A 25,616-nucleotide genomic window follows, 5' to 3' on the forward strand; every position below is an offset into this window, starting at 1 on the left:
AAGCGGTCGGATTCTCGCTTATTCACAGGAATTTTAAAGGAGATCCTGAAGGTAAGGGATCAGAGGTTCGTCGGCGGGCGGCATAGGATAATCGCGTAACGCTTGAGGCTTCACCCATTTCACGTTTTGCCCTTCGCGGCCATGCGGGATCCCTTCATATCGGCGGCAGACATAAAGCGGCATCAGCAGATGGAATGTTTCGTAGGTGTGGCTTGCAAACGTCAACGGCGCAAGACAGGCGATCTTGGTGGTGATGCCCAGTTCTTCGTCGAGTTCACGCACGAGCGTTTCTTCAGGCGTTTCGCCCTGCTCGACCTTGCCGCCCGGAAATTCCCAAAGCCCCGCGAGCGATTTGCCCTGTGGCCTCTGCGCAAGAAGAATGCGTCCGTCCTGATCGAGCAAAGCGCAGGCCGCTACAAGCAGGATTTTTTTGACCGCCTGATCCATCACGACGCGTCCTTGCCCCAGTAGCGATAGGTATAAGCCTCTTCAAAGCCGAATGTCTGATAGAGTCCGAGGGCTGCCACATTGGTCGCGCCCACCTGCAACCACGCGGTCTTCGCCCCGCTGATACGCGCCCAGCGAAGCGCCGATGTCAAGATTTCACGGCCGACACCCATGCGACGGGCCGCACTTGCAACCTCAAGCGAAAGCACACCTGCCAGATCGTTGTCTTGAACACAGATAACGGTCGCATGAGGGTCGCCTTCGACCTCTTCCTTGATGAAGAGACCCAGATTGGGTTTGATGGAACTGACGATCTCGGCAATCGCCGATCGCAGTGAGGGATCGTCGCCACTCACCCTGAGGCTAGCTTCCACGAACCTGCCGATATCATGGCTTGGTAAGTGGGCCAGCGCCTCCGGTAGCTCCGCGTTGACGAGATCCGCCGTCATCACCTTGACCTCTTCGAAAACGGTCCAGCCGTTATCGTAGAGATGGGCTCTCAACTGCGCGGGCATCAGGGTGGTTTCGCGGATGATGAGAGGTCTGCCGAAATCCTCGAAGCGGCGACGCGCTTTTTCCAGCCGCAGATCGCAATTGCCGTAGTCGGAAGGATCCAATGGGACAACGCAATTGATGCGCTTGGAAGGGTGCGAGCCCGTGAGCCGGACCTGCCAGCTGCCGTCATACGTGACCGACGACGCAGGCCAGGCGCGAAAACTCACGGCCTCGAGACGGCGTACCAGCGGCAGATTGACGGCACTGTTATGCATCGGTGTGGCCTCCACCGTTTAGCTCCGGTAGTCGCCGTTGATTTCGACATATTCCTTGGTGAGGTCGCAAGTCCAAACGGTCGCCTTGCCGTTGCCAAGTCCGATATCCACCTTCACGGAAATGTCTTGCTGCTTCATGACGGCAGACGCCTCGGCTTCGGAATAGGACGGATCACGCTCGCCATCGACGGCAACGCGCACATGCCCGAACCAGATCGCCAACCGGTCACGGTCGGCCAGCTCGCCAGATTTCCCGACGGCCATGACGACCCGGCCCCAATTGGCGTCTTCTCCCGCAACTGCGGTTTTGACCAGCGGGGAGTTGGCAATCGAAAGTGCGATCTTCTTGGCCGCAGTGTCGCTTTCAGCTCCCACGACGCTAACCTCGACCATCTTGCGCGCGCCTTCGCCATCGCGCACGACCTGTAGGGCCAGATCTTTCAGTAGATCGTGGAGGGCAGTGCGGAAAGCGTCGAGTTTCGGATCATTTGCGCTTTCGATGCGTGCCTGCCCGTCCGAGGCAGCTGCGCCTGTGGCAAACAGCATCAGCGTATCGGATGTGGAGGTGTCGCTGTCGACGGTCACCGAATTGAAGGTGGGTTCGACACCGGCAGAGAGAAGCGATTGTAGCGCCGCAGAAGCGATATCGGCATCTGTGACGACGTAGGAGAGCATGGTCGCCATGTCCGGTGCGATCATGCCCGCGCCCTTGGCGATGCCGTTGATCGTGACCGTAACACCGCCGATCTCTGCAGTGCGGGTCGCAACCTTCGGATAGGTGTCCGTCGTCATGATGGCCTTGGCAGCCTCAAGCCAGAAGTCGCCATTAGCATCGGCATTCATCTGACTCAGTACACCGGCAAACTTGGACGCATCCAATGGCTCGCCGATGACACCGGTGGAGGCCAGAAAGACTTCGCTTTCGTTGCAGCCTACAGCGGCTGCAGCAGACTGGCCGGTGAGTTCAGTTGCCGCCTTGCCCTTTTTGCCGGTGAAGGCGTTGGCGTTACCGGAATTGACCACGACGGCGCGCGCGACGCCGCCAGAAAGGTTGGCGCGGCAATAATCGACAGGAGCGGATGGGCAACGAGACTTGGTAAAGACGCCAGCAACCGACGCAGGTTGATCGAACACCATCAAAAGCACGTCTGTACGGTTCTTGTACTTGATGCCAGCAGCGGCCGTCGCCATGCGCACACCGCGGATGGCTGGCATCTCAGGATAGGATTTCGGGGCAAGTGGGGAAACGGCAGCGGACATGAAATCGACCTGCATCAAAGAAAGAAATTAACACGGAAAAAGGGCGGCTTTGCGCCGCCCTGATGTAATACGCTTACTGCTGAAGCTGCTCGTCCTGCTTCTTGGACGCCTCATCATACTCCTTGCGAAGCGTCTCGTCGGAGATTTCGACCTTCTGCTCGGCCTTCTCCTTTTTGATCAGCGCGAAATACTTGTCACGCATCACCAGTTGACGGACCTGCGGCTCGACCTGTTCGAATGCAGGCGGAGGCGTGACCCGCTTGTCTTCGACCTTGATGACGTGGAAGCCGAATTCCGATTTGACCGGCTCCTTGGTATAGGCGCCCTTTTCGAGCTTGAATGCCGCCTCTTCGAATTCCGGAACCATGCGGCCCTTGCCGAACCAACCGAGATCGCCGCCATCGTCCTTATTGGAATCGGTCGACTTCTCCTTCGCCAACGCGGCAAAATCCTTGCCTGCGTCGAGCTGCTTGATCACGTCCTTGGCTTCCTCTTCGGTCGCAACCAGAATGTGAGCGGCCTTGACTTCCTCTTCCTTCGGCAGGGCTGCGACTTCCTTGTCGTAACGTGCCTTCACTTCGGCGTCCGTGATGGAGTCGGCAACGTGCTTGCGGAAATAAGCGCCGTGCAATTCACGGTCGGAGAGGAAGGCCATGCGCTTCTTGAAGTCGTCGGTCTTGTCCAGTCCTTCGGCAGTCGCCTGCTTGACCAGGAGCTTCACCTCGATGGCGCTGGAAAGAGCAGCGACCTTCTTCTGCTCATCGGGAAGCTGGGCCAGCTGTGAATCGAGGCTGTTCATAGCCAGCTCGAGTTCCGACTGACGAATCTCGAGATCGCCCACCTTGGCGACCACGGCGTCTTCAGCCGCAAAAGCAGGGAGGTGCAGACCAAGACCAGCCACGATCACAGCAGCAGCGATTCTATTGTAGCGCAACATATTGAACCTTTCGGAGACAAAGCCGGCTCCAGACGTGGTTTCCCGGCTGAAAAATCTTCCAAACACCGGAATGTGGCCATTCTGTAACGGGCAGAACCGTTGACATCATTTGCCCCCCCTCTTATCTGTCACGCAATCTCGCGTCCAGATGCGTTTCGGGGTGTCGTTCGTCATTTGTGCGTTATTGCCGATGACGGACAAAAATCGCCCGACGAAACGAAATTTCAGAAAGGGCCAGTTGGATGGTCAGTCTCGGCGGAATCGCCCGCAAATTGTTTGGCTCGTCAAACGATCGTCGCGTTCGTTCCTATCGCTCCAATATCGCTGCCATTGCCGCTCTCGAAGAGCAGACCAAGGCGCTCTCTGATGAGGCGCTCGCGGCAAAGACCGTGGAATTCCGCCAGCAGCTCGCCCAAGGCAAAACGCTGGATAGTCTTCTCATCCCGGCTTTCGCCGTTGCGCGTGAGGCGTCGCGTCGCGTGCTCGGCATGCGCCCCTTCGACGTTCAGTTGACCGGCGGTATGATCCTGAACGAGGGCGCCATTGCCGAGATGAAGACCGGTGAAGGTAAGACGCTGGTGGCAACGCTAGCCGTTTATCTCAATGCGCTTGCCGGCAAGGGCGTGCATGTGGTGACCGTCAACGACTACCTCGCCAAGCGTGACGCCAGCATCATGGGACGCCTTTATGGCTTCCTCGGCCTGACCACCGGCGTGATCGTTCATGGTCTGGACGACGACGAGCGCCGCGCAGCTTACGCCTGCGACATTACTTACGCGACGAACAACGAACTCGGCTTCGATTATCTTCGCGACAATATGAAGTACGACAAGGCGCAGATGGTCCAGCGCGGCCACAACTACGCCATCGTCGACGAAGTCGACTCCATCCTTGTTGACGAAGCGCGCACGCCGCTGATCATTTCCGGCCCGCTGGATGACCGCTCCGATCTCTACAACACGATCGACGCCTTCATCCCGATGCTGACACCAGACGATTATGAAATCGATGAGAAGCAGCGTTCGGCAAACTTCTCCGAGGAAGGCACAGAGAAGCTCGAAAATCTTCTGCGCCAGGCAGGACTTCTTAAGGGTGAATCGCTCTATGACGTCGAAAACGTCGCGATCGTTCACCACATCAACAATGCTCTGAAGGCCCACAAGCTCTTCCAGCGTGACAAGGACTATATCGTCCGCAATGGCGAGATCGTCATCATCGACGAGTTCACCGGTCGAATGATGCCGGGCCGCCGTTACTCCGAAGGTCAGCACCAGGCGCTTGAAGCCAAGGAAAAGGTGCAGATCCAGCCGGAAAACCAGACGCTGTCTTCCGTCACCTTCCAGAACTATTTCCGCATGTATTCAAAGCTTGCTGGCATGACCGGTACGGCCTCAACGGAAGCGGAAGAATTCAACAATATTTACGGCCTCGACGTGGTCGAAGTTCCGACCAACCTGCCTATTCAGCGTATCGACGAAGACGACGAGGTCTACCGGACCGGCGAAGAAAAGTTCAAGGCGATCATCGAAGAGATCCGTGCAGCGCATGAGCGCAATCAGCCGGTTCTCGTCGGCACCACCTCGATCGAAAAGTCCGAACTGCTTGCGACCATGCTGCGCCAGACCGGGTTTGAGAACTTCCAGGTTCTGAACGCTCGCTACCATGAGCAGGAAGCCTACATCGTCTCGCAGGCGGGCGTGCCGGGTGCTGTGACCATCGCGACCAACATGGCCGGCCGTGGTACGGATATTCAGCTCGGCGGCAATGTCGACATGCGCCTTGAGCGCGAGCTGGAGGGCATGGAGCTTGGACCGGAGCGCGATGCCAAGGAGCAGGCGATCCGCGAAGAAATCAAGGTTCTGAAGGAAAAGGCGCTTGCGGGTGGCGGTCTATACGTCATCGCTACCGAGCGCCACGAAAGCCGCCGTATCGACAACCAGCTGCGTGGCCGTTCCGGTCGCCAGGGTGACCCAGGACGCTCCAAGTTCTACTTGTCGCTCCAGGACGACCTGATGCGCATCTTCGGCTCCGACCGTATGGATTCGATGCTGCAGAAGCTCGGCCTGAAGGAGGGCGAAGCAATCGTCCATCCTTGGATCAACAAGGCTCTCGAGCGCGCGCAGAAGAAGGTCGAAGCCCGTAACTTCGAAACGCGTAAGAACCTGTTGAAATACGACGACGTCTTGAACGATCAGCGTAAGGTCATTTTCGAACAGCGCCTCGAACTGATGGAAGCCGACAATATCGGCGAAACCGCAGCGGACATGCGCAACGAAGTGATCGAAGCGCTCGTCGGCAAGCACATTCCTGAAAATGCCTACGCGGAACAGTGGGATATCGAGGGCCTGAAGGCTGGCGTTCAGCAGTCCCTCAATCTGGACCTGCCGCTCGATGACTGGGCCAAGGAAGAGGGAATTGCCGAAGACGATATTCTTCAGCGCATCACCGAGGCTGCGGACAAGGTCATGGCCGACAAGGCCGAACGTTTCGGCCCTGAAGTGATGACCTATGTCGAACGCTCGGTCATTCTGCAGACGATCGATCATCTGTGGCGCGAACACATCGTCAACCTCGACCACCTGCGTTCCGTCGTCGGCTTCCGTGGATATGCACAGCGCGACCCGCTTCAAGAATACAAGGCTGAAGCCTTCGAGCTTTTCCAGGCCTTGCTCGCCAACCTGCGTGAAGCGGTCACTGCCCAGCTGATGCGCGTGGAACTTATGGTTGACACACCTGCGCCAGCCGAACTGCCGGAAATGACGGCGCATCATCTCGATCCCGTCACTGGCGAAGACGAGTTTGCCATCGCTTCAGCCGCCGGTGCCGATATCTATGTACCGCCGGAGCAGCGCAATCCGAACGATCCTGCCACATGGGGCAAGGTCGGTCGCAACGAGGCGTGCCCTTGTGGTTCCGGCAAGAAATACAAGCACTGCCACGGCGTGTTCGAACAGGCGTAAATTTTTCAAGTATAAGATACAAAGCGCGGTACCCGATGGTCATCGGGTGCCGCGCTTTTTTATTCGTCTCGAGGATAAATCGATGGGGTCGCTGCGGCGCGCGATGTCAGGAAAAATCCCACCAAGCCCTCAAGCTTGTGGCTGGAACTGAAGCGCAAGGATCATGAGTTCGCGGGTCCATTCCCTGCGCGCCTCAGCCGTCGTGAGGTTGTGGTCCGCATCCGAAATGAGAACGATTTTCGGATCGCCATATTGACCACTCAACAAACGTGCTCCAGCACCGAAATTACTCTCCAGCATGCTCATGCCGACGTCACCTTGAGTGTAGATCAGCGTCACCTTTGTTTGGTTGGCGCGAAGGGAGGCAAAATCGTCATTGAGAGAACGGTGGCGCTTGGAAAAATACGGATATTTCACTGCAAGCGGCGTGAGGAATGCCAAGGCCTTCTTGAGGAGCGTGACGCTGAGATTGAATAGACCACGGAAAACACGCACCTCCCCCTTGAGAACGCGCTTCCACAGCGATCCGCTGAGAAGCTTCGAGCCATAGCCGGACAGCGATTGCCGCGTGGAACGTAGGAAGTCATCCACGTTGATGTCTTCCGGGATGTAGAAATCGAAGGCATTGACTGGCACGATACCGCTGACGCGCTTATCCATCACGCCGCTCTTGAATGCAGTCCAGGCGCCACTGCAACGACCGCTGACGACGACAGGAAGAAGCTTTTCCCGCTCGAGAAAGTCGATGGCAGCGCTTACGTCTCTCAGTTGATCTTTACGATACAGCACTTGCTCGGGCGCACCCGGCACGCAAGGACTGTCGGCCACATTTGCCATATCAAACCGGAATGATGCGATCCCTTCCCGAGCGAGATTTCGGCAAAGTTGCGCGGAAATCCGGCCCCAGCCGGACATGCGCTCATAGCCGGTCGGCGCGACGATCACCGTCGCACCGCGTCGCCGGCAAAGAGGCTCGCAGAGAATGCCGTAAAGACGGTCCTTTTCGCCAAACCGCACTGGTCTTTCTCGAAACCCATCGGCATCCAATGGTTGGGCAGGAGGTATGCGTGAGCTTTGATCCCTCTGCGGTAGCACGGTTTCTGCAGCATACTTCGATGCAACCTGAACCGACCAACGCGTGATCGATCCAATGGCTTTCTTCGACGGAACGGAAAACAGCACGTCGCGCACGAACTCATTGTAGTTCGGAAAGACCTCTGCATGAAGAGTTACTCCGAGCTTCGAAAGGTGTAACTCAAACTGCGCATCCGCCGGGCGATTGTCCTGTTTCAAAAGGAAGATCTCGGAAGAAGGCGCCTCGGCGGGAGACGATATGTTGAGCGCTCGAAGCCTCTCCGCGACGGCGTGTGGAAAAACCTGCTCGCCCATCGCAGGGCCCGAGGACGGCACCTTATGCTGCAAGGCGTCCGGATTGGCCACACGGCTCAAGGCCGCGAACTCGCGAAGCCAGTTGCGCCCGGAAAGAGCCGGGGCAGCCATCGCAAGCCCCGCCACGTTTTCCAAAGTTTCAGCAGCCTTCCATGCCAGCAGGCCGCCAAGCCCGTGGCCGACGATGATAAGATGACGAGCACCGGATAGGTCTCGAAGAGTCGCCCCCGCTACATGAATGCTGTCGAGCCAGGTATCGAGGCCCTGTTTTTCATCAAGCGGGTCGAGCGCATCGCCTGTGCCGGGATAATCGAACCGCATGCTTGCCAAGCCCTGGCTTGCCAGATCGGCGGCCAGCAAACGCCAGAACTTGCGCGCACAGAGCTCTTCGAACCCCCACGAACTCAGGAACAGAACAGCCACATCCGCAGAGTTCATGTTCGATGCAGCATCTGGTGGCCTGTAAAGGCCGACGGTATTGGCGAATGTGACAGGATGGTCAGCAGATGCCTGCTCTGCCGACGAAGATCTATCGGCCAACGAAAAACCGGCATTCATGGTCGACTTCCCTTATTTCACCACCTCATCAGCGCTAAAATCGAACAATCGGCTAAAGAAATCCTGAAGCACCTATGGTTTTTCTTGAGCAACATTTACAAATGCTTGCATGGGATGAGCGATAGGTCTTTGCGTCTTCAGAAGAAGCGCATTCAATCTTTCGTAATAGCGTGAGTCTTCTGCCGTACCCTTGAAGTTGCGAATACCTGGAAACAGATGATCGCGCTCAGCCCACCATGTTTGGTGGCCGATGGATAATGCCTTTTCCATCTTATCCGATAGCGCGTCTGGAATGCCCGGATCATAACACCAGCCGGTGCTCATCTCTTCGACGATCTCCGGCGTTCCACCGAGCCGGGTCGCAATTACGGGCACACCATACACAGCAGCCTCGATCAAGATAAGACTTTGTGGCTCCCGCCAGTGAGAAGGAAGCACGATCGCGTCCGCCACTCCATAGACATCCTCGGGAGGTCTGAACCCCAAAAAGGTGATGGGCGCATCGCCTGCGATGGAGCGCAGGTGAGCAACGTAGTCGTCGCGCCCCCGGCCGGCAACGATCAACCGAGCGGAATTCCTGTTCGGCATGGTGACGAAGGCGCGTATCAGGTCTTCGATACCCTTCTCTTCCGCCAGCGCACCGAGATAGCCGAAGGTGAAGACATCGCTCCTGGCCTCGTCGCGACCTATGAGCGGTTGGTGGAGCCTGGCTTTGCTTATGTTCTCATTTCTAAGGACATGCCACGTTGCCTTGTCGAGAACGCCCGCACGCAGGTAGCTTTGCTTCAAGGCGTCGCTGACGGCAATCACGGTCATGCCGTCACCGTCGGACTTCAACCTCGATGTCAGGACTCGGCACTTGAAGCAGGGACTTTCACAATTCCCCGTGGCGTTGAACATGCTCGATTTAGGACAAATCAGCGCGTAATCATGAAGATGCAAGCACATGGGAATATTGAGCTCGCGGCTAGCCTCGAAGAGTGCCGGCTGCATGCGAGCGCAATTATGCGCATAGATCAGATCGACCTGCTCACGCTTTAATATCTCTTTGACGTCCCTGGCGGAGACGGCGCCTACGGATGCCTTGATGTGCCAGCGGGCTTTTTCCAATCGACCAACGGAAGGCTTTTTGTGTTCGGGCAGATAGCTGTTACGCCAGTTTACCCGAACCACCCGAATACCGTCATCACCGACGCGTTCACCCGTGGGCATCAGTCTGTCACCGCGCTTACCAAGCGAGAGCACGAAAACATCGTGATGGCGCGACAACTCCTGGGCGCTCATACGCGCGACGATCTCTGCGCCGCCCTCTTCCTGGGGCGCGAATGTCTGGGATACGATACAGATCCGCATCGACTAGTTCACTTTCTTTAAACCGCCTCTTAAGGGCGATCCACCATTGCACGCCTGTATCTTTAATTTATTTAAATCTGCCCAATAATATCGACAAGCCGCTTTGCGCTCATATCCCAGGAAAACCCGGCTGCACGTCGATAGCCTTTTTCAATCATCGATACGCGACCTTCAGGGTTTTGCAGTAACTCGTCCACAGCCCTCACCATGTCCGCAGGGCGCAGCGGATCGAAGAACAGGGCGGCATCGCCGCACACTTCCCGAGCGGGGGCAATATTGGAAGACAGCACCGGACAACCGAGGAACATCGCCTCAAGCGGCGGGATGCCGAAACCCTCGTAAAGGCTGGGAAAGAAGAGAGCCGTCGCACGGGAATAAAGCGCAGCGATTTCCTCGTCGGACAGGCGTCCGGTGAAAATCACCTTCTCATCCTCCGGCCTTTCGACATCGGTCCCGGCTTGAAAAACGCTTGAGGCAACGGCTCCAACAACGACGAACTTTGGCGCTCGAGGCCCCATCATGCGGATCGCCTCGATCGCGCGACCAATATTCTTGTTTGGTGTCGGCGAGCCGACAAACAGAAGAAAAGGTTGCCCGTCCAGACCCAGCCGGGCAATCACTGACTCGTCCTTTCCGATCGCCGCCATGTGCTCGCTGCTATTGTGGACAACGGCGACGTCCCTCGCGCCAATGGTGGCCTCCAACTCCCGCTTGGAGAAATCGGACACAGTAGCAATCCTGCCACGACGCGCCAGGACGCGTCCTAGCGTGCCATGCGCCATACGGTACTTACGGGAAAAGTTTTCGGGCGTGCGAAAGATCATTGCATCGTGAATGACAGTGACCGCGCGTGAATGCAGGACGGGACCGCTGTTGCAAAGGTTCAGGAGCCTGCCCCGTCGCGCCGCTGCATAAAGGTTCGTCTGCTCCCATGCATGACCGGAAAGGCCACCCACGGTCCGTTGCTCGATGGTCTGTAGCGGCAATTCCTCCACAACGCCTTCCGGCGTCAGGATAATCCAGTCGTCCGTTGCTGCTTGCTCAGCAAGCCGCTTGTCGAGCGCCGTGACGATCGCTCTGGCAAACCGTTGAACCCCGCTCGTCTTTTGCGTCAGAAAGCGGCCATTGATGAAGACGGTCATACGAGAACACGCTCTCCGGCGGTTTCTTTTCTCAAAACCTCGTCATAAAGAGCAATCAGCTCATCATTCATTCTGTCGCTCTGATATCGTGCGTGGAAACGTCGATACCCGGCTAACCCCATATCCCGCCAGCCTGCAGCATCCTGCCCGAGAATTGCTTCGGCCAATGCCGCGCTGTCGCCGGACGGAAACAAAAAACCGGTTTGTCCGTGCCGGACGATCTGACGAAGGCCGCCGACGGCGGATGCGATGACAGGCTTTTTCGCACGCATGGCTTCCAGCGCGACGAGACCGAAACCCTCCCAGCGCGATGGCATGACGACCACATCGCATGCGGCAAGATATCCGGCAATTTCCATCGGAGATTTCCAGCCGAGAAGCTCGACATTGTCGGGAACAAACGAGACCGCATTCTGCTCGCTCTTTGTCGTGACCGTCGCGCCGATCACTTTGAAGCTCGCCCTACCTTCAAGCGTGGCTGCGGATTTCAACAGAATATCGACGCCCTTTTGACGATCGAGACGTCCGACGAACAGAACCTTGGTGATCGGATCCTTCCATTCGGCAGGAACCGCGACAGGATTTTTCCGCGACAATCCGTTTTCGATCACCACCATACGGCTCGGCGAGATGCCGATTTCAACGCCCCTGTCATATTCGTGCTGGGAGATGGCAACGATCTTCTGGCAAAATGGCGCAAGCAATCGCTCACCCCATCGTGCAACCAGACGCAAAGGCCCGAGTGTCTCCATGTCGAACGACCAGCCATGCGCGCAATAGATGATGGGCGGGAAACGCCTGCTGAGCGCGCCGATGGCGCGCGTGACCGCACCTGCGAAGGTTGAATGGGCATGCACCACATCCGGACGGAACGATTTCACCTCGGCCATTACCGCACGCGCCAGCGCGGGAAGCGATTTGTAGCGTCCCTGTCTCTTGAAGGTTATGATGCAGGATGATGGTATGTTCTGCACATGCGAAAGATGGGCATCGGGCACGAGGACACGGACATTCTTCGCGCCGTATTTGGCGATCTGGTGAGGCACGACTTCATTCAGATAGGTTGCTGGCCCGCCCGGTAGCGTTTCAAAGACGTGCAGAACCCTCATTTCCTCTTCCCCTGGACGACCGCCTTTGGCGCGGATGCGCAGTTTCTTGACGTTGGTCGTCCAACTGTTAAGTAAAACAGAATTCATCAATTCGCCACCGCTTTGCCGGACACGCCTCCCTCACATCGTGAAAGAAAGGAGCCGGTGATAGATGACGCGACTGTAACGCGGCTTTCTCAACGAACGTTTATTCAACATATTTAAAGAGTTATTTGCGATTTAGTTTCAATCGTAACGAACACTTCCCAACGGAGAGGGACAACGCGTGTGAAAATCTGCATCGTATCGCAGACTTTTGCCCCCCAGGAAGAGGGCGGCGCCGAGATGTCGGCACGCGCCGGAGCGATCGAACTCGCCAAGAAACACGACGTAACGGTCCTCGCACTCGGAAAAGAGGGCGACCCGCTGGTACCGCCCGGAGAAACAAGACTGGCGAGCAACATCCGCGTCGTCCGGCTCCCCTGGAAGAACAGTTACCTTCCAGGTCCTCGCAAGCCTTCGGTCAGTGTTGCGCATCGTGCCCGCTGGCACCTGCGAACAGCGCTCGGTGCGCTCTGCGTAAAGGGGTTGACGCAGTTCTTCAAGGACGAGAACTTCAATCTCATTTATGCGCAAAACTCGTCTTCCATGCAGCCCGCTCTGTTTCATGCGGCCGAAGATGCGAGTATTCCCGTCTGCCTTCACCTGCGCGATTATGCGATGCTCTGTCCCAAGACCAGCATGTTTCGCAGAGAGGACAATTGCGAAAAGCCTTGCCTCGATTGCAGCCTCATCAACCGTCGCCTGAAAATGCGGGGCGAGGGAATGACGGTGATTGCGGTCAGTCACTTCGTTAAGCAGCGCTTTCTCGAAAACGGAGTTCTTTCACAAGCCGACTGGCATGTGATGCATAACAAGAACACACCACTCCATTCCTTCGATAAGAGCGTCATCGGGCGAAGCAGACCCGCAGACCAAACCTTTACGTTCGGCTATCTGGGAGCCTTGGCAAAAGAAAAGGGAATTGCCGATCTCGTCGGAGCTTTCAACGGCCTGCCCTCGGGAGCAAAGGCGCGTCTGGTTATCGCCGGTCGCGGACGTTCTGGAGAGGAAGACCGTCTCAAACGTCTCGCATCCTCGCCAAATATTGAGTTTCGCGGCTTCGTCACGCCGCAGGAAATTTACCGCATCGCCGATGCAATCGTCGTTCCTTCGCTATGGCACGAACCGCAAAGCCGGATTCTGGTCGAAGCAGCCGTCTACGGCGTTCCGGTGATCGGCACCAACCGTGGCGGAACGCCTGAAATCCTTGAGGAGGGGCGAACTGGCTGGTGCTATGACCCTCACAAGCGTGGTGCTCTTTTGAACATGCTTGAAAAGGCGGTGTCGATCGGGCCAGAGCAGTGGTGGCAAAGGCGCGACGAACTCTTTCCGGGCATTGCCGGCTTCGATGGCACGGCGGAACAATCCCGATACTACGACAGGCTGGAACAAATCCTCACCCAGCTTGCTATGGGCACGGTGACGCGTAAAAACGCCATGCGGTCTTGACGAGATGCGTTCTGTCGCAGCTCTCCCGAACATGGTCAACAATATCTTAAGAGATTGCGGGCATGTTGAGGTCAACGACGTAGCCTGAACCGAGAACACAGGTTCAACTGGCCGTCACTCAGTGCCAGACACGTGAACAAGGTTTGGAAATGTCCAATCTCGCCTGGCTCATCCTCATTCTCGGCTGGCTGATCTTTCTCATCTATTACGTCAGCTCGTTCTTCAAATGGGGCGTCCTGACCTTATCGTCCTACTTCTGGCTCCGTTACACCGTTCTACCGGTACTCATCATGCCGATCTTCGCCGGATCGGACAAGAATATCGAAGCGGTTGGCAATGCGCTTTTTGTCATCCGTCAGCATATAGACCAAGCCTTCTTTCTTTCGGTTCTCGGCGTCGTATTCATGATCGTCGGCATGGCTCTTGCGGCCTTCAGTTCCGGTCGAAGCTATCTCTTTGACTTTATCGAAAGCGGCTACTCTTTCTGGCAGACACGGACCGGAGCGTGGCTGTCATTTCTAATCATTCTCTTGGCGACGGCGGGCCTCTTCGGTCTCGGAGTACGCCCATTCGAGGGGCGGGAATTTGCTTTCGAGAACCCGTCGATCCGTCCAGTCATCAATCTCTACTCCGTCATCCTGCCCACTACGGCGATCAGCCTGCTTGTCTACGGTTTCGGTCGCGGTCGCCTGTTTATCGCCATGGGTGTTTTCTGCAGTGCGCTTGGTCTGATGATCGGCACGCGTGGAGCCAGCATCGAGGCTCTTTTCGCCTTTGTCATTTGCGTCATCATCGCCTACCGCTATAGAAACCTTCTGGTGTTCGGTCTCTCGGCAACTGCCTTCATCCTCGTGGCAATTGGCATTGGCATATTGCGCTCAAGCGCGGACGGGCAGGTAGGACCGGGCCTGCTCGACAGCCTCACGGCTCAAATCTTCTACGGTAACAACTTCTCCGACTTTCGAGACTACGCTTGGATTTTGAGCGGTTTCAAAGGGCAGTTCTATCACGGCATGACCTATCTTGCCGGCTATACCGCGCTCATACCAGCCTCGATCAGCGAGTTTAGAAACGATTACCGAACCGGCGTCATCACCACCACGCTTGCAGGCCTCGACCCGGAGTTTCATGCGGGTCTGCGACCGACGCTCTTTGGCGAGGCCTATCTGAATTTCGGTATTCCCGGTGTGATCTTTGCCGCGACTTTGTTCGGCTTCTATTTCGGCAAGCTTCATTTGTGGGTTCACACCGGCCTGCCGCGCAATGCGCTCGGTGTACGCCGCGTGGCCTGCGGCTACATCGCGTTTCTCTTCATGTTCAACACGGTCTTCACGCCAAGCTTCTACTATGTCTACGTCGTGACGGCGTGGCTGATCGGCGGTCTTGTTCTATCCTGGCTTCTGACCGTTCCAGACCGATCGAATGAGGAAAAGCTTCCCTCCAGCTAGAGTTGGCTCACAAGCCATCGCTCAGGCGCTGCCGGTCGGGATTTACGCCTTAGAGCAAAGGATGGAGAGTTATCGGCGTACGCCCCATTCTGTCGGCCAACGTCTAGCCTCGCTGAATATACGCCTCGAGGACATCCTTGATCGCTCTAATATCGTTATCGAGCTTGTCGAGCTTGCTCATCATCTCCTGCTGGTTTGCCAGCAAAACCTGATGGGAGGCGATGGTAAGCTCGCTGAGATTTCGCCTTGCCTCTTCCGTATCGCGAACCAACCCCATCATAATGCCGATGTTATCGGGATTGTGGTTGAGATTCTGTCGGAGAAGCGCATTTCTGTAAATCGTATTATAGAGAAAATGAGCCGGAAGAGATTTTGTGACCGTGTTGTTGTAATGGCCGACATCGTGCCGGCGAATGTGGTGGTTCGCCAGTGCTTCAGGTGTCAAAGCTATATCGGCAATCTGTAACGCGCGCAGATTGAGGTCCCAGTCTTCGATCACCGGAAGGTTTTCGTTGAAGTAGCCGATGCGCTCGCAAACATTTCGTCTCAAGACCAGCGCGATCGGCGGGATTTCGGGCCTTCGCAGAATATCGAGGAAATCGAGAGCGGCTCCGTCGTAGCCTTTGACCGTCGATCCAACCCCGATGACGTCGGTCCCGTTTATCACTTCATCGATCTGGTTCCACTTGCTCAAAAATCCTCCAAACCGCCGGTTCTCCGGATCGAGGAGAAAAGAGGTTGCGGACGCCAGAAAAGCGGGATGCCAGCTGTCATCATCGTCATGGATCACGAGAAAAGGGAGATGTCCCAGACGAGCGCCCTTGTTGGCTGCGGCACTGGTGCCGAGATTTGTTGGATTATGAACGACCGTCAATCTCTCCGAGCGGATCTGCTCCAGGAATTCCGCCAGCAGCGCGTCAAGGGTTTCGACACAGCCGCCATCATTGATGAGATGAATGTGCCAGTTTTCGTATTCCTGGTCGAGAACGCTTCTGAGCGCTCTCCTTAGCAACAAGGGCCTGTCTTTGGTTCGTATGACAACATCAACGCCGTCGCTGCGAGAGTCGTCTCGAATTTTTTCCATGCTGTTTGGAAACATGTTCATCGACAGAATCGTCCTCGGAAAGATTGGCGGATTTTCCAGCCGTTTGGGACTCGCATCTCGATATCCGCGACAATCATGCTGGTATGTCGATACAGGATTATTGAGGAAGCCTTGTGTGAGGCTGTAACCCTATCCGGCTTGACAATCGCACACCGAGGAGAGCGCAAAGCATGCCGCCGCCAAGATGGCAGGCAAGCCGAACGGGTTCTGCGATGCGCCCGATCAGCCCAGCCTCGGCTCCTGGTACATGCCGGCTGGCAACCGGTTTCAGGCGAATGTTGCCAGCCAACGATCAATCAATTCACTCTTTGACGTCCTTCGGGCGTTCCTTCTGCAGATTTCCAAGCAGTGAGGAAACAGCGTTCTCACCTTCGAAGCCCGCCTCTTTCAGCAGCTGGTCGACGATCGGCTTGTTTGCCTGATAGGCCAGAAGCTGGCCGGCCAGCCCCTCGCCGAAACCGATATTGCCCGTGGAACCGGCCTCCCCGCCACGGCCAAGCATGCCGCCGGTATCGAAGATGCGGATATCGGAAATTTTCTCGATCGGCTTGACCGCCTCGGCGAGCGCCTGGGGAATGATCCGGATCCGTTCGCGCAGGATTTCGTATTCGATAATGGCGGAGCTCAGTTTGTTTCGCGCTTCATTGAGCAAAGCCTCGCTCTCTGCCGTGGCCTTGCCGGTCTCCAGCACGCCTTTGGCCTTGATAATCGCGGCTTCTGCTTCGGCTGTCGCCAGCGTCTTGATGGCATCAGCCTGGTCGATCGCGGCCTGTTTTTCTGCTTCGGCGCCGACCTTTATGGCCGTGGCGTCCGTTTCGGCCGTCTTGCGCGCGTCAATAATGGCAATCTGTCTTTCGCGCTCGGCGATTTCCACCGCTTTCGCAGTGCCGACTTTTTCTTCCGCGGCAATTGCCAAGGCGCGCGCCGTTTCAGCGGATGCCTTGGCCTCCGATTCCTGCCGGCTCTTATTGGCAACTGCGATCGCGCTCTCCTGGGTCACGATCTGAAGGTCGCGGCGCGCCTCAGTCTCGCGCTGCTGTACGGCACGGGTGGCGTCGATGTTGGCGCTCTCGCGGGCCTGCTTGGCCAGAGCTTCACGCTCTGCGATTGCCTGCTCCGCAGCAATTCTTGCTTCCTCCTCTGCACGCTTGGCGGCCTGCTCCTGCTGGGCCGTCTCCGCGCGCGTGGCAGCGGACTTGTTGGCGATATCGCGCTCCTGGTTGAGCTCGGCTTCACGTTTCGTGCGCTCGATCAACAGGGATTGCTGGCGCGCCTCGAGATCCTTCTGTGCGATCGCAACTTCCGTATCGCGGACAATCTCGTTTCGCTCCTTCTTGCGGCCCTCAGTGATGCGCGTGAGCGCTGCCAAGCCGTGCGCATCGAAGAAATTATTGGCGTTGAAATGTTTGATATCGGTCTGGTCAAGACGCGTAAGAGAGACGGATTCAAGTTCGAGACCGTTGGATTGCAGGTCGGCTCCGACCGCCTCCTGTACCGCTTTGACGAAATCCATACGCTGCTCCTGCAGAGCATCCAGCGTCATCGTGGCAGCCACGGAACGCAGGCCGTCGACGAACTTCGCTTCAATCAGCACACGCAGCTGCTCTGCGTCGTTGGTTCTGTCGCCAAGCGTCTGAGCGGCAAGCGCGATCGACGACGCGTCCGGTTTGACGCGAACATAGAATTCCGCGCCGATGTCCACACGCATGCGGTCTTTGGTAATAAGGGCGTCGCCTTCGCCACGCCGAACCTCAAGCCGGAGCGTCTTCAAATTGACCCGCGCAGTGGAGTGGAAGATCGGCAGGACAAGCGAGCCCCCATCCAGAACCACTTTCTGGCCACCCAAGCCGGTGCGAACATAGGCTTCGTCGCGGCTGGATCGCCTGTAGAGCGATGCCAGAACAAAACCGACGCCAAGGACGAGGACGACACCTATCGCCGCTGGCACCAAAAGATCGTAAAACATGCGAGCTCCTTAAATGCTATGAAGTCTGCGGTACGTCGAGATCGGACGGCACCGGGATGGCAATGAAAATGTCGGAGTTGCGATCGACGAGAAGGACTTTGGCTCCTATGGCGATCGGGGCTTCCTCGGCGGCAGCTTTCGCACGTAGGACATGCCAGTTGCCGTATCGATCCTTCAACCGCACGCGCCCTGGCAAAGCCTGATCAAGAGGGCCGACCGTCACCTCCGCAGTCCGGCCGACGAGGTCTGCCAGATCGACTGCATAGCTCTCGTCGCGGGGAACGAGGCGAGCGACCCATCTGCTTGCAACGCGGATGGTCGGCACGGATCCTGCAAGGGCGGTCGGGATCGCGATGAGGGCGGGAAGCGGAGTCCAGATGGCACTCGCAACCGCCTGCAAAACGAAGCCGGTCATGGCGAAAATGCCGAGGATGATCATCAACAGAATGAGCACCGGCACCCCGCCGACATTCAGCCAGGACATCAGCCCGGCCATATCGTCCGGCCAAGCCTTGTCGACCACCTCACCCAATGAAAAGCCTATCAGCAGACAGGCCATTTCGATCACGGTCAATGCAATCAACATCACCGCCGCGATGGCAAAAGGCAGCGAATGAGGAGCAAGAAAGAGCTCCATGATGTCAGCTCTGCCCGGTCTTGAATTTTGCAAGTCTTGCTGCGATCGCCTGCTCGCGGTGCAGCCGGTCAAGCTCGTCGAGTTCGGCGCTATTGCCTGCATCGCTCCCGCCTGGCACGCCCGTGACGCGAGATACTGCAGAAACGGCCCGGCTGACATTTTCCATGGAGCCGGCCTTGGCGCCAGACGGCCCGGCACCGGTGGGAAATTGAGCGCTACTCCGCTTCAAGTCTGCGAGTCTCGCCTCCGCCTCACGGCGCGCGGCGAGAATGGCCTGAAGCGCCTGCTGACCTTCGGCCAGTTGATCATGGGCATCGCTCAACGCCTTGTCCAGTGCCGCAAGTTGGGATTCAAGATCGATCTGACGCGCCACCCCAGCCTTGGCAAGGTCATCGCGATCCGAGGCTATGGCCGTGCGAATCTTGTCATCCAGCGACTTCAAGTCCTGATCGATCTCACCACGCCGTCGGAGAATGCGGTACTCTTCCGCCTTCACCTTGCCGATATCGAGGCGCGCCTCATCGGCAGCCTGATCGATTTCTCTCAAGGCCTGCTCCACCACCACGATCTTGTTCGCGCCTTCAGCCATATCGACGGCATTGTTCGCAAGACCGGCGATCAGACGCCCCATACGGGAGAGAATGCTTTCATTCGCTGTCATGGTGTCCTCCGTTTGACCGGCGCGCGTATCGACGCCGATTTCGATCTGATAACAATCATTGCGCACAACGAGTTGAGCGTTGAAGAGGTCGAGACTGCCACGAGAATAGCCCAAGACGTCGTAATGAACGGCGTGACGTCCGCTGACGGTGGCGATCGTCAGCGTCGAAGGGCCTTTGATCGCGAATAGCTTTTCATCAAGTGGCAGTGCATCGATGCTAGCCGGACGCATGCGCGCCGAGGCGAAATCACGAAGACCGAGTGAGACGAGCCGCGCGGGCAGTCCTGTCGCTATCCGAATTTTCTCATAGGCAAGATCGTGCAAGGCCACGAGATTCGCACCAGACTTCCCGCGCGTCAGCTCATCCAGCATCGTCATCATCACGGCATAGGCCGACAAAGTATCGCAAAGCGCCTGCGCGGCTGCCTCGTCAGGCATGAGCCTGTAATGCATGATGGATGAGTGGGACGGATGAGCCATGACAGAAACCATAAAGCACTACTTTGGTGACTTCAAGAACAATACGGTCTGAAGTTGCATTTTTTTGATCGGGCTAAACCAAAGGAATTCTAAATAATAGGAACTCGTTGCGCCAAAAGAAAAATCCAACCCACTACCAAGTGGATGCAGATGCGCATTGAAGCTTATTGTCTCGTTCAAGAGTGTGAAAGAGATCGTGTCTTGCGCATTGGAAGTAAGGGATGGCCCCACCCGCTGAGACGAATTTCTGCCTCCGAAGAAAGCGCGCAAAAGGGCGGTCCCGGCTAATGCCTGTCCTATACGATGAGAGCACCGCAGATAGTACGACGGGAGGGTGAATGACCGCAGTACGCTTTGCTGGTGGCGATATGCACATTATGGAGGTGGCGTCAGTGTGTACCCGCTTACCGCCTATTCAGCGCTCCCAAAATCATGGCGGCCCAAACAGCCACCATGACTGGTTTTCAATTTGTAAGCGTCAGGAGCGCGGCGGCAGAATTGGGAGGGGCTCTGCGCGGCCGACGATGAAGGCGTAGGAGAAAGCGCCGACAAGCGCCATGCCTGCTGCCATCATGAAGGACGGCGTGTAGCTTCCGCCGAACATGTCCAGCAGATAACCGAAGAGCAGCGGGCTGATGATGCCGGCGATATTCGAGGCAAAGTTCTGGATGCCGCCTATAGAGGCGACGTGGCGTGAGCTTGGCGCCACGTCAGCTGGCAAGGACCATATGCCCGTCGCTGCAATGGCAAGGCTGCTGTAGGAAATCGCGAGGAAAAACAGTGCCATATAGAGCGATTGCGTCAACGAGGCCGGCAGAATGGCCGCGCCGCCAAGCATACCACCAACCATGATGATCTTGCGCACCGTGGTGACATTGGCGCCGTTGCGGATTGCTCGGTCGGCAAGCGCACCAGCGATCCAAGCTGTGACGACGGCCGATAGACCCGGCAGCATTCCGTAAAGACCCAGTTCAGCCAGGTTGAGACCACGGGCGGTTTTCAGATAGCTCGGGAACCAGGTCAGGAAGAAATAGATGACGAAGTTCAGGCAGAAAAAGCCAATCATCATGCCCCATATGGTGCGGTATCTGAACAGATCCACCCACTTGATCTTGGCAGCTTCCGGATCGTCATTCTCGACCGTTCGCCCACCATTTTCGATGATGTAGCGCCGCTCGAGATCGTTAGCGCGAGAGTGCTCAGTGGGATCGCGATAGCTGACATACCAGAAGAAGGCCCAGATGATACCGACCGCTCCGAGGATGATGAAGGAGTAGTGCCAGGTCGCAACCGCAATGATGGCAGTGACGATGGGAAGAGCAAGCACCGTTCCCACGCGAGAGCCGGAATCGATCACCGCAGTCGCAAAAGCTCTTTCGCTTTTTGGGAACCAGCGCGACGCCGCTTTCGTGGCAGAGGGATAAGCCGGGGCCTCACCAGCGCCAAGTGCGAAACGAACTGCAAAGAAGGTCCAAAAGCTATTTGCCAGAGGTGTTAGCGCCGTGAAGACCGACCACCATATGGCGGCAAGCGAAAAGGTTTTGCGCGCGCCAAGCTTATCGGTGATCCAACCGGCAAACAGCATCATACCGTCATAGGCCCAGAAAAATGCGCCCAGGATCAGGCCTTTTTCCGTGTTGGTGAGATTTAGACCAAGTTCCTGATCGATAAAGGGAAGAGCGACGCTCATATTGGCTCGATCGAGATAATTGATCGAAATACCAACGAAGCACATGAAAAGAATAAAGTAACGAACCTTCGTGGCCCCCGCGGGCGCACTCTTTGGGTTTATCATGACATTGAACCTCCCTGGCATGATTTGCTGGCTTGTCTCGACCTCGCGTGAATGCCTCCTCCCCTTAGTCGGGCATTGGCACTGCTTCTGTCGAAAGACTGAAGCCCCTGGCTTGAAGCGTGACGTGAAGACGAAACCGCACAACGCGATTTAGTTCTATTCACTTATCAATTAAACTTCCACCAGTAAATAGTGCCGCAGCACACGGCCTGTGATCATTGTCAATCGCTTTTTAAGCTGGAAATGATGGGCCCGAGTAAGATTGCCAATGCCGCGGTAAGACGCGCGGTCACCCGCGTCGGCATCGCACAGGAGATCAGGCTAGAAGTTTAGAATTTCTCCCGGCGGACATCATTCAAGGAAGGGTCGGGTCCACTCTGAGGCGTTATCGGCAAGTTCCAACGAGCTTGCGCCAAGGAACGCAACCGAAGCCGCACGTGGCCTCAACTTGCCACTACCCCTGCGAGGGATGATTGAATGAAAGCCGGAAAACGACATGCCCCGTTTGACGCCCAGCTCTCGTGTACGGGCTGCCCATCTCTGTCAGCGCGCTACGAGCTCGATAGTCAAGGGAGCCGCACCGCCAATAATATCCAGCAAGCGGTCGATATTGGGATGAGCGCCCGGACGCTCTTTAGCGTCGGCGGTATGCTCGGCGAAAATCGCAAGGCCATGGCTCGCCGCGTCCCGGTTGAGCGTGCCGAAGCATTGCTGGAGATATTGGTAAACTGCCAGCGAGCCCTGTTTGCCTGGCTGATTTTCGATGGACGCGACAATCTTACCGTCGGCGTCAACAAGATTGATCCGATCAAGGCTTTCGATCGACGGCAACTGTTGCAGGTTTTCCTTGAAGGATGCGGCGGGCTTGATCATGGCGAACTCCTGATGTCATGTCAGTCTTGCGCCGGATTTATCAGCTTCATGTCTTGGTCGCTACCCAAAGCAGCGGGACCCGAATCGGAATCACTAATCGAGGAAAGCACGATAGTTGGTTCAGACAGACAGTGCGTCCTCTATGCGTCCAACTGGACGCGCGGCGCTCGAAGTCCGGCCAGCGATCCAAATGAAGCCGCTCGTGATTTTTGCCGATCAACAAATCGGTCGTTGCCTCTGGCAGCGCAAGCGCTATCATCAAGCCTCTGTAACATCATTGGCTTTGGGAGGAGAGATAGATGAGACGGATGTGGCCTGAGGAGTTTTCGTTTCTGCTGGACAATGCCGAAGAGGTTAACCTGCACATTCCCTCTGCGGAGGGCAGCACCTCCAGAGAGCCGGTTTCTAGAAAGGCCCTGCGGGCCCGTATAACGCAGGACGACTTCGAGAAAATCTGGCATCTGGCAGAGGCGCGTTACCGGCTGAATGGGGAGCGGACCGGCGAGGCAATTACGTTGATTACCAACAACCCGCACTACCAAAAGTGGCACCCTTCCGATGGTGGTAGCGTAGACAGCGTTTCTGACAGCGGCAAAACGATCACGACGCGTTATGTCACGGTGCATTTTCTGCTGGATGATGTGAGAGAACCGGTCGAAGCATAGGAAACAGATCAGTTTTGTCTGCAACGCAGCAATCAAAGCAGCTTGTGCCAAGCGGCTTTGATTGTTTCTCGCTGACTGCCACGCCACTCTCCCTTGTCCAGGAGTTCGATCACGTGGAAGACTAAGATGCGCCCATCAACACAGTTTCGTTGTGTACCAGCCGAGATTATCACCTGTCTCGAGATGATATCCTCCGATGACTACCGGCAACGAGTAAGATTAGACTGCTTTGAGAGTCGAAAAAGAGTTTTCAGTTTTTTCAGTTTTTACTCTCTTTGTTAATGTTTCTTTCATCACGTCTGAGCAAATCATAGCATTCAGGCGCCCGTTACCGCCGCCACTCTCCTGTTTTTAAGTCTATGGCAACCTCTATTGGCCAAATTCTCCTGGTCCAGGAGGGTTACATGACTTATCGAAGCAAAATTTGGATACTCAGTGTTGTCGTCTCGCTGTCTGTATGGTCAGCAGGAATCCACGGCGTGGCACGATTGACTCAAAATACCGGTGAGCCGCTCCCTGATATGCTGAAGACTGCCAGCACGCGATAAAATATAAATCTCGAGCTGACGCAAATACGCTCAATGTCGGCTGAACGGATCCGCAGCATCTTTTTCGCGGATTTTGATGCTTCTCCGAAAACGCAAGGGGCGAGTATTCCCGTCAAAAAGGCATGAATTTGAGTGCAGCCTGGCAACGGGCGATACGTTCAAATGTCACATTCGGGTCGGCGTCGGCCGCTTCGCCTTACACAAGCCTACCCACTCTAGGACCGCTAGAACCAGCCGAACGTAATGCAGCACGGAAAGACAGTGATGATCGGCGTTTACGGTCGCCCTAGTATCGTATGCTCTTCAAGATCAAGCCCCGGATAGACCAAAGGCCGAGCACGACGCAAGTTGCGCGGGCGGAAAGCCCCCTCAGCGAGAGAGGATGCTATGTGTGAATCCTCTGATTCCGTTTACCAGTTGCGCTCTATCCGCCGAAACGACACCATGTAGAGGCACGTCAAGAGCGGGAGCGGACAAAATGTCAAAAAGCATTTCAAGCTCCGAAGCGACGTAAATCCCCTGCTTGTTTTTAAGCTGCGCGCATGTTGCAAGTTGATGGTCGTTGCGGTGCTCTCCGAACTTCGCCAATCTCGGAACGATGACGATCGGCTTTCCGTGTTTACGGGACGAGAGCACGGTGCCTATCCCGGCGTGGGAGAGAATAATCCGTGCAGAGCGAAACTTTCCATCAAACTCGGTCGGACGCATAGTCCGACAATACTCGAAGTTCTTTGGCTCATACTCCGCCTTACTGCCGATCTGACCGAAAATCGGCTCATCGAGCCTAAGCGCCAGTTCGTCAACCGCCCTCACCAACCGATCAAAAGGTAACTGAGTGCCGATCGTCAGGAGGATCATAAAACACTCCCGAAATATTTCGGGCCTCTGTCGCTGGCAAGATGGCTCCATTGCGTCAACCAAAGGTCGGCAATCTTGCCCGCAAGCTTGCCGCTCAGCGACAGTTTTTCGGAGTTCGCGACGCTATCCAGCCAGATGGTCTTCGCGCCAAACACCTTTCCTAGAGCCAGTGCAATGATGCCCGGTGCAGCGCCAGTCGATATGATGATATCGGGGCGCTCTTTTCGAATGACCCGAAGCACATCGAGAGCACATCGCACATTCTGCATCATGCTGTCGCGGTTGCAATCCGTGACGATGTAGGCAGGTGAGACACCTGACTTCTCGGCAAGCCCCTCGATCGTGTTGGCATACGCAAATGTTGCGTTTTCGAAAGACTCGAGAACCAACATAAGCTGCTCCCAGTGTCCGCCACCCGAAGAAATTGCCAATACATGGAGTTTTTCAGCGTTACGTTTCAACGAAAATCACCCATCTCAAAAGGAATTTATCCAATTGCTGCCCACTCGCCCCATCTCAAATTCAAGGCGAGACTTGAACTCACCTATAGCTCAAGATATTTCTCAACATCGCGTGCAAGCCACTGAGTCTTCGCTAAGTCTAATTTTCACGCGGAGATTCAAGTTCTCGTATATCTTGGTCTTTATAAAAAACAGATTCCTGAAAGATATTCAAGATCAGAACATCGTTATAGAAAACATCATAAGATGTTTTCATTTATATTAATCTATACTAATTAAGTGAATTCGAATAATACAAACGGTCCCCGCCTGATGGCGCAGCGAATGTTGGCGCGCACGCTGCTTCGCTGTGCTCGGGTCAAAAGATAAATTTCAGCGGCGTGCAAAATATAAACCCTCACAGCAGTATAAATAAACAGATAAAAATATCTATACATTCTCAAACTCGATAGCCCTTAACGCCGAAATGCACTTTTATTCCGATGGGTAAAATAATTAATTCGATATCAAAATATTTCCGCGCGACCTATCATGGATAAATCTATAAATAAGAAAATTATATTTAGAAATATTTCTAATTATCGACTATATCTCTCAATTTTACTGGCCTGGCTTTATGATTTTAACAAATTTAGGCTTGTGTAAAATACAATTTATTTTTTTT

General features: G+C 55.8%; 20 protein-coding genes. 4 read left to right on the forward strand and 16 right to left on the reverse strand.

Translation table 11 applies throughout. The features are described from left to right. Positions 1 to 33: 33 nt before the first annotated feature. From mutT to QZ862_RS10220, 4 genes are all read right to left on the reverse strand, one after another. Positions 34 to 447 (reverse strand): 8-oxo-dGTP diphosphatase MutT, encoded by a 414-nt coding sequence (gene mutT, locus QZ862_RS10205; RefSeq protein WP_296099552.1) that lies wholly within the window; start codon positions 445 to 447, stop codon positions 34 to 36. Then, positions 447 to 1,217: a GNAT family N-acetyltransferase gene (locus tag QZ862_RS10210; protein WP_296020621.1), complete on the reverse strand. Its 771-nt coding sequence runs from the start codon at positions 1,215 to 1,217 to the stop codon at positions 447 to 449. The genes mutT and QZ862_RS10210 overlap by 1 nt, the downstream gene beginning before the upstream one ends. Before the next feature lie 18 nt (positions 1,218 to 1,235). Continuing rightward, complete coding sequence (gene argJ, locus QZ862_RS10215) at positions 1,236 to 2,477, reverse strand: bifunctional glutamate N-acetyltransferase/amino-acid acetyltransferase ArgJ (protein ID WP_296020619.1); 1,242 nt, start codon at positions 2,475 to 2,477, stop codon at positions 1,236 to 1,238. Positions 2,478 to 2,550: 73 nt separating this feature from the next. After that, positions 2,551 to 3,414, reverse strand: coding sequence for a peptidylprolyl isomerase (locus tag QZ862_RS10220; RefSeq protein ID WP_296081344.1), 864 nt, complete (start codon positions 3,412 to 3,414; stop codon positions 2,551 to 2,553). 242 nt (positions 3,415 to 3,656) lie between these two features. Between QZ862_RS10220 and secA the strand changes: the two genes are divergently transcribed. Next, complete coding sequence (gene secA, locus QZ862_RS10225; protein WP_296099555.1) at positions 3,657 to 6,374, forward strand: preprotein translocase subunit SecA; 2,718 nt, start codon at positions 3,657 to 3,659, stop codon at positions 6,372 to 6,374. A 129-nt stretch (positions 6,375 to 6,503) separates the two neighbouring features. Here secA and QZ862_RS10230 read toward each other — a convergent pair whose 3' ends face one another. From QZ862_RS10230 to QZ862_RS10245, 4 genes are all read right to left on the reverse strand, one after another. After that, the gene (locus QZ862_RS10230) at positions 6,504 to 8,321 is read right to left on the reverse strand and encodes an alpha/beta fold hydrolase (RefSeq protein ID WP_296099558.1); all 1,818 of its coding nucleotides are present in this window, start codon (positions 8,319 to 8,321) and stop codon (positions 6,504 to 6,506) included. Positions 8,322 to 8,393: 72 nt separating this feature from the next. Continuing rightward, positions 8,394 to 9,674 (reverse strand): glycosyltransferase, encoded by a 1,281-nt coding sequence (locus tag QZ862_RS10235; RefSeq protein WP_296099562.1) that lies wholly within the window; start codon positions 9,672 to 9,674, stop codon positions 8,394 to 8,396. A 71-nt stretch (positions 9,675 to 9,745) separates the two neighbouring features. Next, entirely contained in the window at positions 9,746 to 10,816 is a 1,071-nt protein-coding gene (locus QZ862_RS10240; protein WP_296099565.1) for a glycosyltransferase family 1 protein, read from the reverse strand. Then, positions 10,813 to 12,012, reverse strand: coding sequence for a glycosyltransferase (locus QZ862_RS10245; protein ID WP_296099567.1), 1,200 nt, complete (start codon positions 12,010 to 12,012; stop codon positions 10,813 to 10,815). The genes QZ862_RS10240 and QZ862_RS10245 overlap by 4 nt, the downstream gene beginning before the upstream one ends. Positions 12,013 to 12,192: 180 nt before the next feature. Between QZ862_RS10245 and QZ862_RS10250 the strand changes: the two genes are divergently transcribed. Together QZ862_RS10250 and QZ862_RS10255 are read left to right on the forward strand one after the other, a co-directional pair. Further along, complete coding sequence (locus QZ862_RS10250; RefSeq protein WP_296099570.1) at positions 12,193 to 13,455, forward strand: glycosyltransferase; 1,263 nt, start codon at positions 12,193 to 12,195, stop codon at positions 13,453 to 13,455. Positions 13,456 to 13,604: 149 nt separating this feature from the next. Next, positions 13,605 to 14,903: an O-antigen polymerase gene (locus tag QZ862_RS10255; RefSeq protein ID WP_296099572.1), complete on the forward strand. Its 1,299-nt coding sequence runs from the start codon at positions 13,605 to 13,607 to the stop codon at positions 14,901 to 14,903. Positions 14,904 to 15,006: 103 nt separating this feature from the next. On the opposite strand, the gene QZ862_RS10260 is transcribed toward QZ862_RS10255, so the two are convergent. From QZ862_RS10260 to QZ862_RS10285, 6 genes are all read right to left on the reverse strand, one after another. Then, entirely contained in the window at positions 15,007 to 16,008 is a 1,002-nt protein-coding gene (locus tag QZ862_RS10260; protein WP_363315917.1) for a glycosyltransferase, read from the reverse strand. Positions 16,009 to 16,309: 301 nt separating this feature from the next. Then, entirely contained in the window at positions 16,310 to 17,974 is a 1,665-nt protein-coding gene (locus QZ862_RS10265; RefSeq protein ID WP_296016044.1) for a flotillin domain-containing protein, read from the reverse strand. A 16-nt stretch (positions 17,975 to 17,990) separates the two neighbouring features. Continuing rightward, entirely contained in the window at positions 17,991 to 18,611 is a 621-nt protein-coding gene (locus QZ862_RS10270) for an OB-fold-containig protein (protein WP_296099575.1), read from the reverse strand. 4 nt (positions 18,612 to 18,615) lie between these two features. Next, positions 18,616 to 19,752, reverse strand: a complete 1,137-nt coding sequence (locus tag QZ862_RS10275) for a PspA/IM30 family protein (RefSeq protein WP_296099578.1) — start codon at positions 19,750 to 19,752, stop codon at positions 18,616 to 18,618. Positions 19,753 to 20,230: 478 nt separating this feature from the next. Beyond that, on the reverse strand, positions 20,231 to 21,547 hold the full coding sequence (locus QZ862_RS10280; protein ID WP_296016040.1) for an MFS transporter: 1,317 nt from the start codon (positions 21,545 to 21,547) through the stop codon (positions 20,231 to 20,233). 543 nt (positions 21,548 to 22,090) lie between these two features. After that, entirely contained in the window at positions 22,091 to 22,420 is a 330-nt protein-coding gene (locus tag QZ862_RS10285; protein ID WP_296099580.1) for a DUF2322 family protein, read from the reverse strand. A gap of 308 nt (positions 22,421 to 22,728) precedes the next feature. Here QZ862_RS10285 and QZ862_RS10290 point away from each other — a divergent pair, with 308 nt between their 5' ends. Further along, positions 22,729 to 23,085: a hypothetical protein gene (locus QZ862_RS10290; protein WP_296016063.1), complete on the forward strand. Its 357-nt coding sequence runs from the start codon at positions 22,729 to 22,731 to the stop codon at positions 23,083 to 23,085. A gap of 917 nt (positions 23,086 to 24,002) precedes the next feature. Here the strand turns inward: QZ862_RS10290 and QZ862_RS10295 are convergent. Next, positions 24,003 to 24,491 (reverse strand): glycosyltransferase, encoded by a 489-nt coding sequence (locus QZ862_RS10295; RefSeq protein WP_296081364.1) that lies wholly within the window; start codon positions 24,489 to 24,491, stop codon positions 24,003 to 24,005. Then, the gene (locus tag QZ862_RS10300; protein ID WP_296099583.1) at positions 24,488 to 24,883 is read right to left on the reverse strand and encodes a glucuronosyltransferase; all 396 of its coding nucleotides are present in this window, start codon (positions 24,881 to 24,883) and stop codon (positions 24,488 to 24,490) included. The genes QZ862_RS10295 and QZ862_RS10300 overlap by 4 nt, the downstream gene beginning before the upstream one ends. Between the last annotated feature and the right edge of the window lie 733 nt (positions 24,884 to 25,616).

The sequence above is a fragment of the uncultured Agrobacterium sp. genome (genome assembly GCA_913777615.1).
In the GTDB taxonomy this organism is placed as follows: domain Bacteria; phylum Pseudomonadota; class Alphaproteobacteria; order Rhizobiales; family Rhizobiaceae; genus Agrobacterium.

What these genes read in the sequence shown, in the direction of transcription:
- QZ862_RS10265 (WP_296016044.1), bottom strand. Translation starts at nt 17,974, where the DNA reads ATGTTTTACGATCTTTTGGTGCCAGCGGCGATAGGTGTCGTCCTCGTC.
- QZ862_RS10210 (WP_296020621.1), bottom strand. Translation starts at nt 1,217, where the DNA reads ATGCATAACAGTGCCGTCAATCTGCCGCTGGTACGCCGTCTCGAGGCC.
- secA (WP_296099555.1), top strand. Translation starts at nt 3,657, where the DNA reads ATGGTCAGTCTCGGCGGAATCGCCCGCAAATTGTTTGGCTCGTCAAAC.
- QZ862_RS10300 (WP_296099583.1), bottom strand. Translation starts at nt 24,883, where the DNA reads ATGTTGGTTCTCGAGTCTTTCGAAAACGCAACATTTGCGTATGCCAAC.
- QZ862_RS10270 (WP_296099575.1), bottom strand. Translation starts at nt 18,611, where the DNA reads ATGGAGCTCTTTCTTGCTCCTCATTCGCTGCCTTTTGCCATCGCGGCG.
- QZ862_RS10275 (WP_296099578.1), bottom strand. Translation starts at nt 19,752, where the DNA reads ATGGCTCATCCGTCCCACTCATCCATCATGCATTACAGGCTCATGCCT.
- QZ862_RS10230 (WP_296099558.1), bottom strand. Translation starts at nt 8,321, where the DNA reads ATGAATGCCGGTTTTTCGTTGGCCGATAGATCTTCGTCGGCAGAGCAG.
- QZ862_RS10260 (WP_363315917.1), bottom strand. Translation starts at nt 16,008, where the DNA reads ATGAACATGTTTCCAAACAGCATGGAAAAAATTCGAGACGACTCTCGC.
- QZ862_RS10255 (WP_296099572.1), top strand. Translation starts at nt 13,605, where the DNA reads ATGTCCAATCTCGCCTGGCTCATCCTCATTCTCGGCTGGCTGATCTTT.
- QZ862_RS10295 (WP_296081364.1), bottom strand. Translation starts at nt 24,491, where the DNA reads ATGATCCTCCTGACGATCGGCACTCAGTTACCTTTTGATCGGTTGGTG.
- mutT (WP_296099552.1), bottom strand. Translation starts at nt 447, where the DNA reads ATGGATCAGGCGGTCAAAAAAATCCTGCTTGTAGCGGCCTGCGCTTTG.
- QZ862_RS10245 (WP_296099567.1), bottom strand. Translation starts at nt 12,012, where the DNA reads ATGAATTCTGTTTTACTTAACAGTTGGACGACCAACGTCAAGAAACTG.
- QZ862_RS10235 (WP_296099562.1), bottom strand. Translation starts at nt 9,674, where the DNA reads ATGCGGATCTGTATCGTATCCCAGACATTCGCGCCCCAGGAAGAGGGC.
- QZ862_RS10240 (WP_296099565.1), bottom strand. Translation starts at nt 10,816, where the DNA reads ATGACCGTCTTCATCAATGGCCGCTTTCTGACGCAAAAGACGAGCGGG.
- QZ862_RS10220 (WP_296081344.1), bottom strand. Translation starts at nt 3,414, where the DNA reads ATGTTGCGCTACAATAGAATCGCTGCTGCTGTGATCGTGGCTGGTCTT.
- QZ862_RS10280 (WP_296016040.1), bottom strand. Translation starts at nt 21,547, where the DNA reads ATGATAAACCCAAAGAGTGCGCCCGCGGGGGCCACGAAGGTTCGTTAC.
- QZ862_RS10290 (WP_296016063.1), top strand. Translation starts at nt 22,729, where the DNA reads ATGTGGCCTGAGGAGTTTTCGTTTCTGCTGGACAATGCCGAAGAGGTT.
- argJ (WP_296020619.1), bottom strand. Translation starts at nt 2,477, where the DNA reads ATGTCCGCTGCCGTTTCCCCACTTGCCCCGAAATCCTATCCTGAGATG.
- QZ862_RS10285 (WP_296099580.1), bottom strand. Translation starts at nt 22,420, where the DNA reads ATGATCAAGCCCGCCGCATCCTTCAAGGAAAACCTGCAACAGTTGCCG.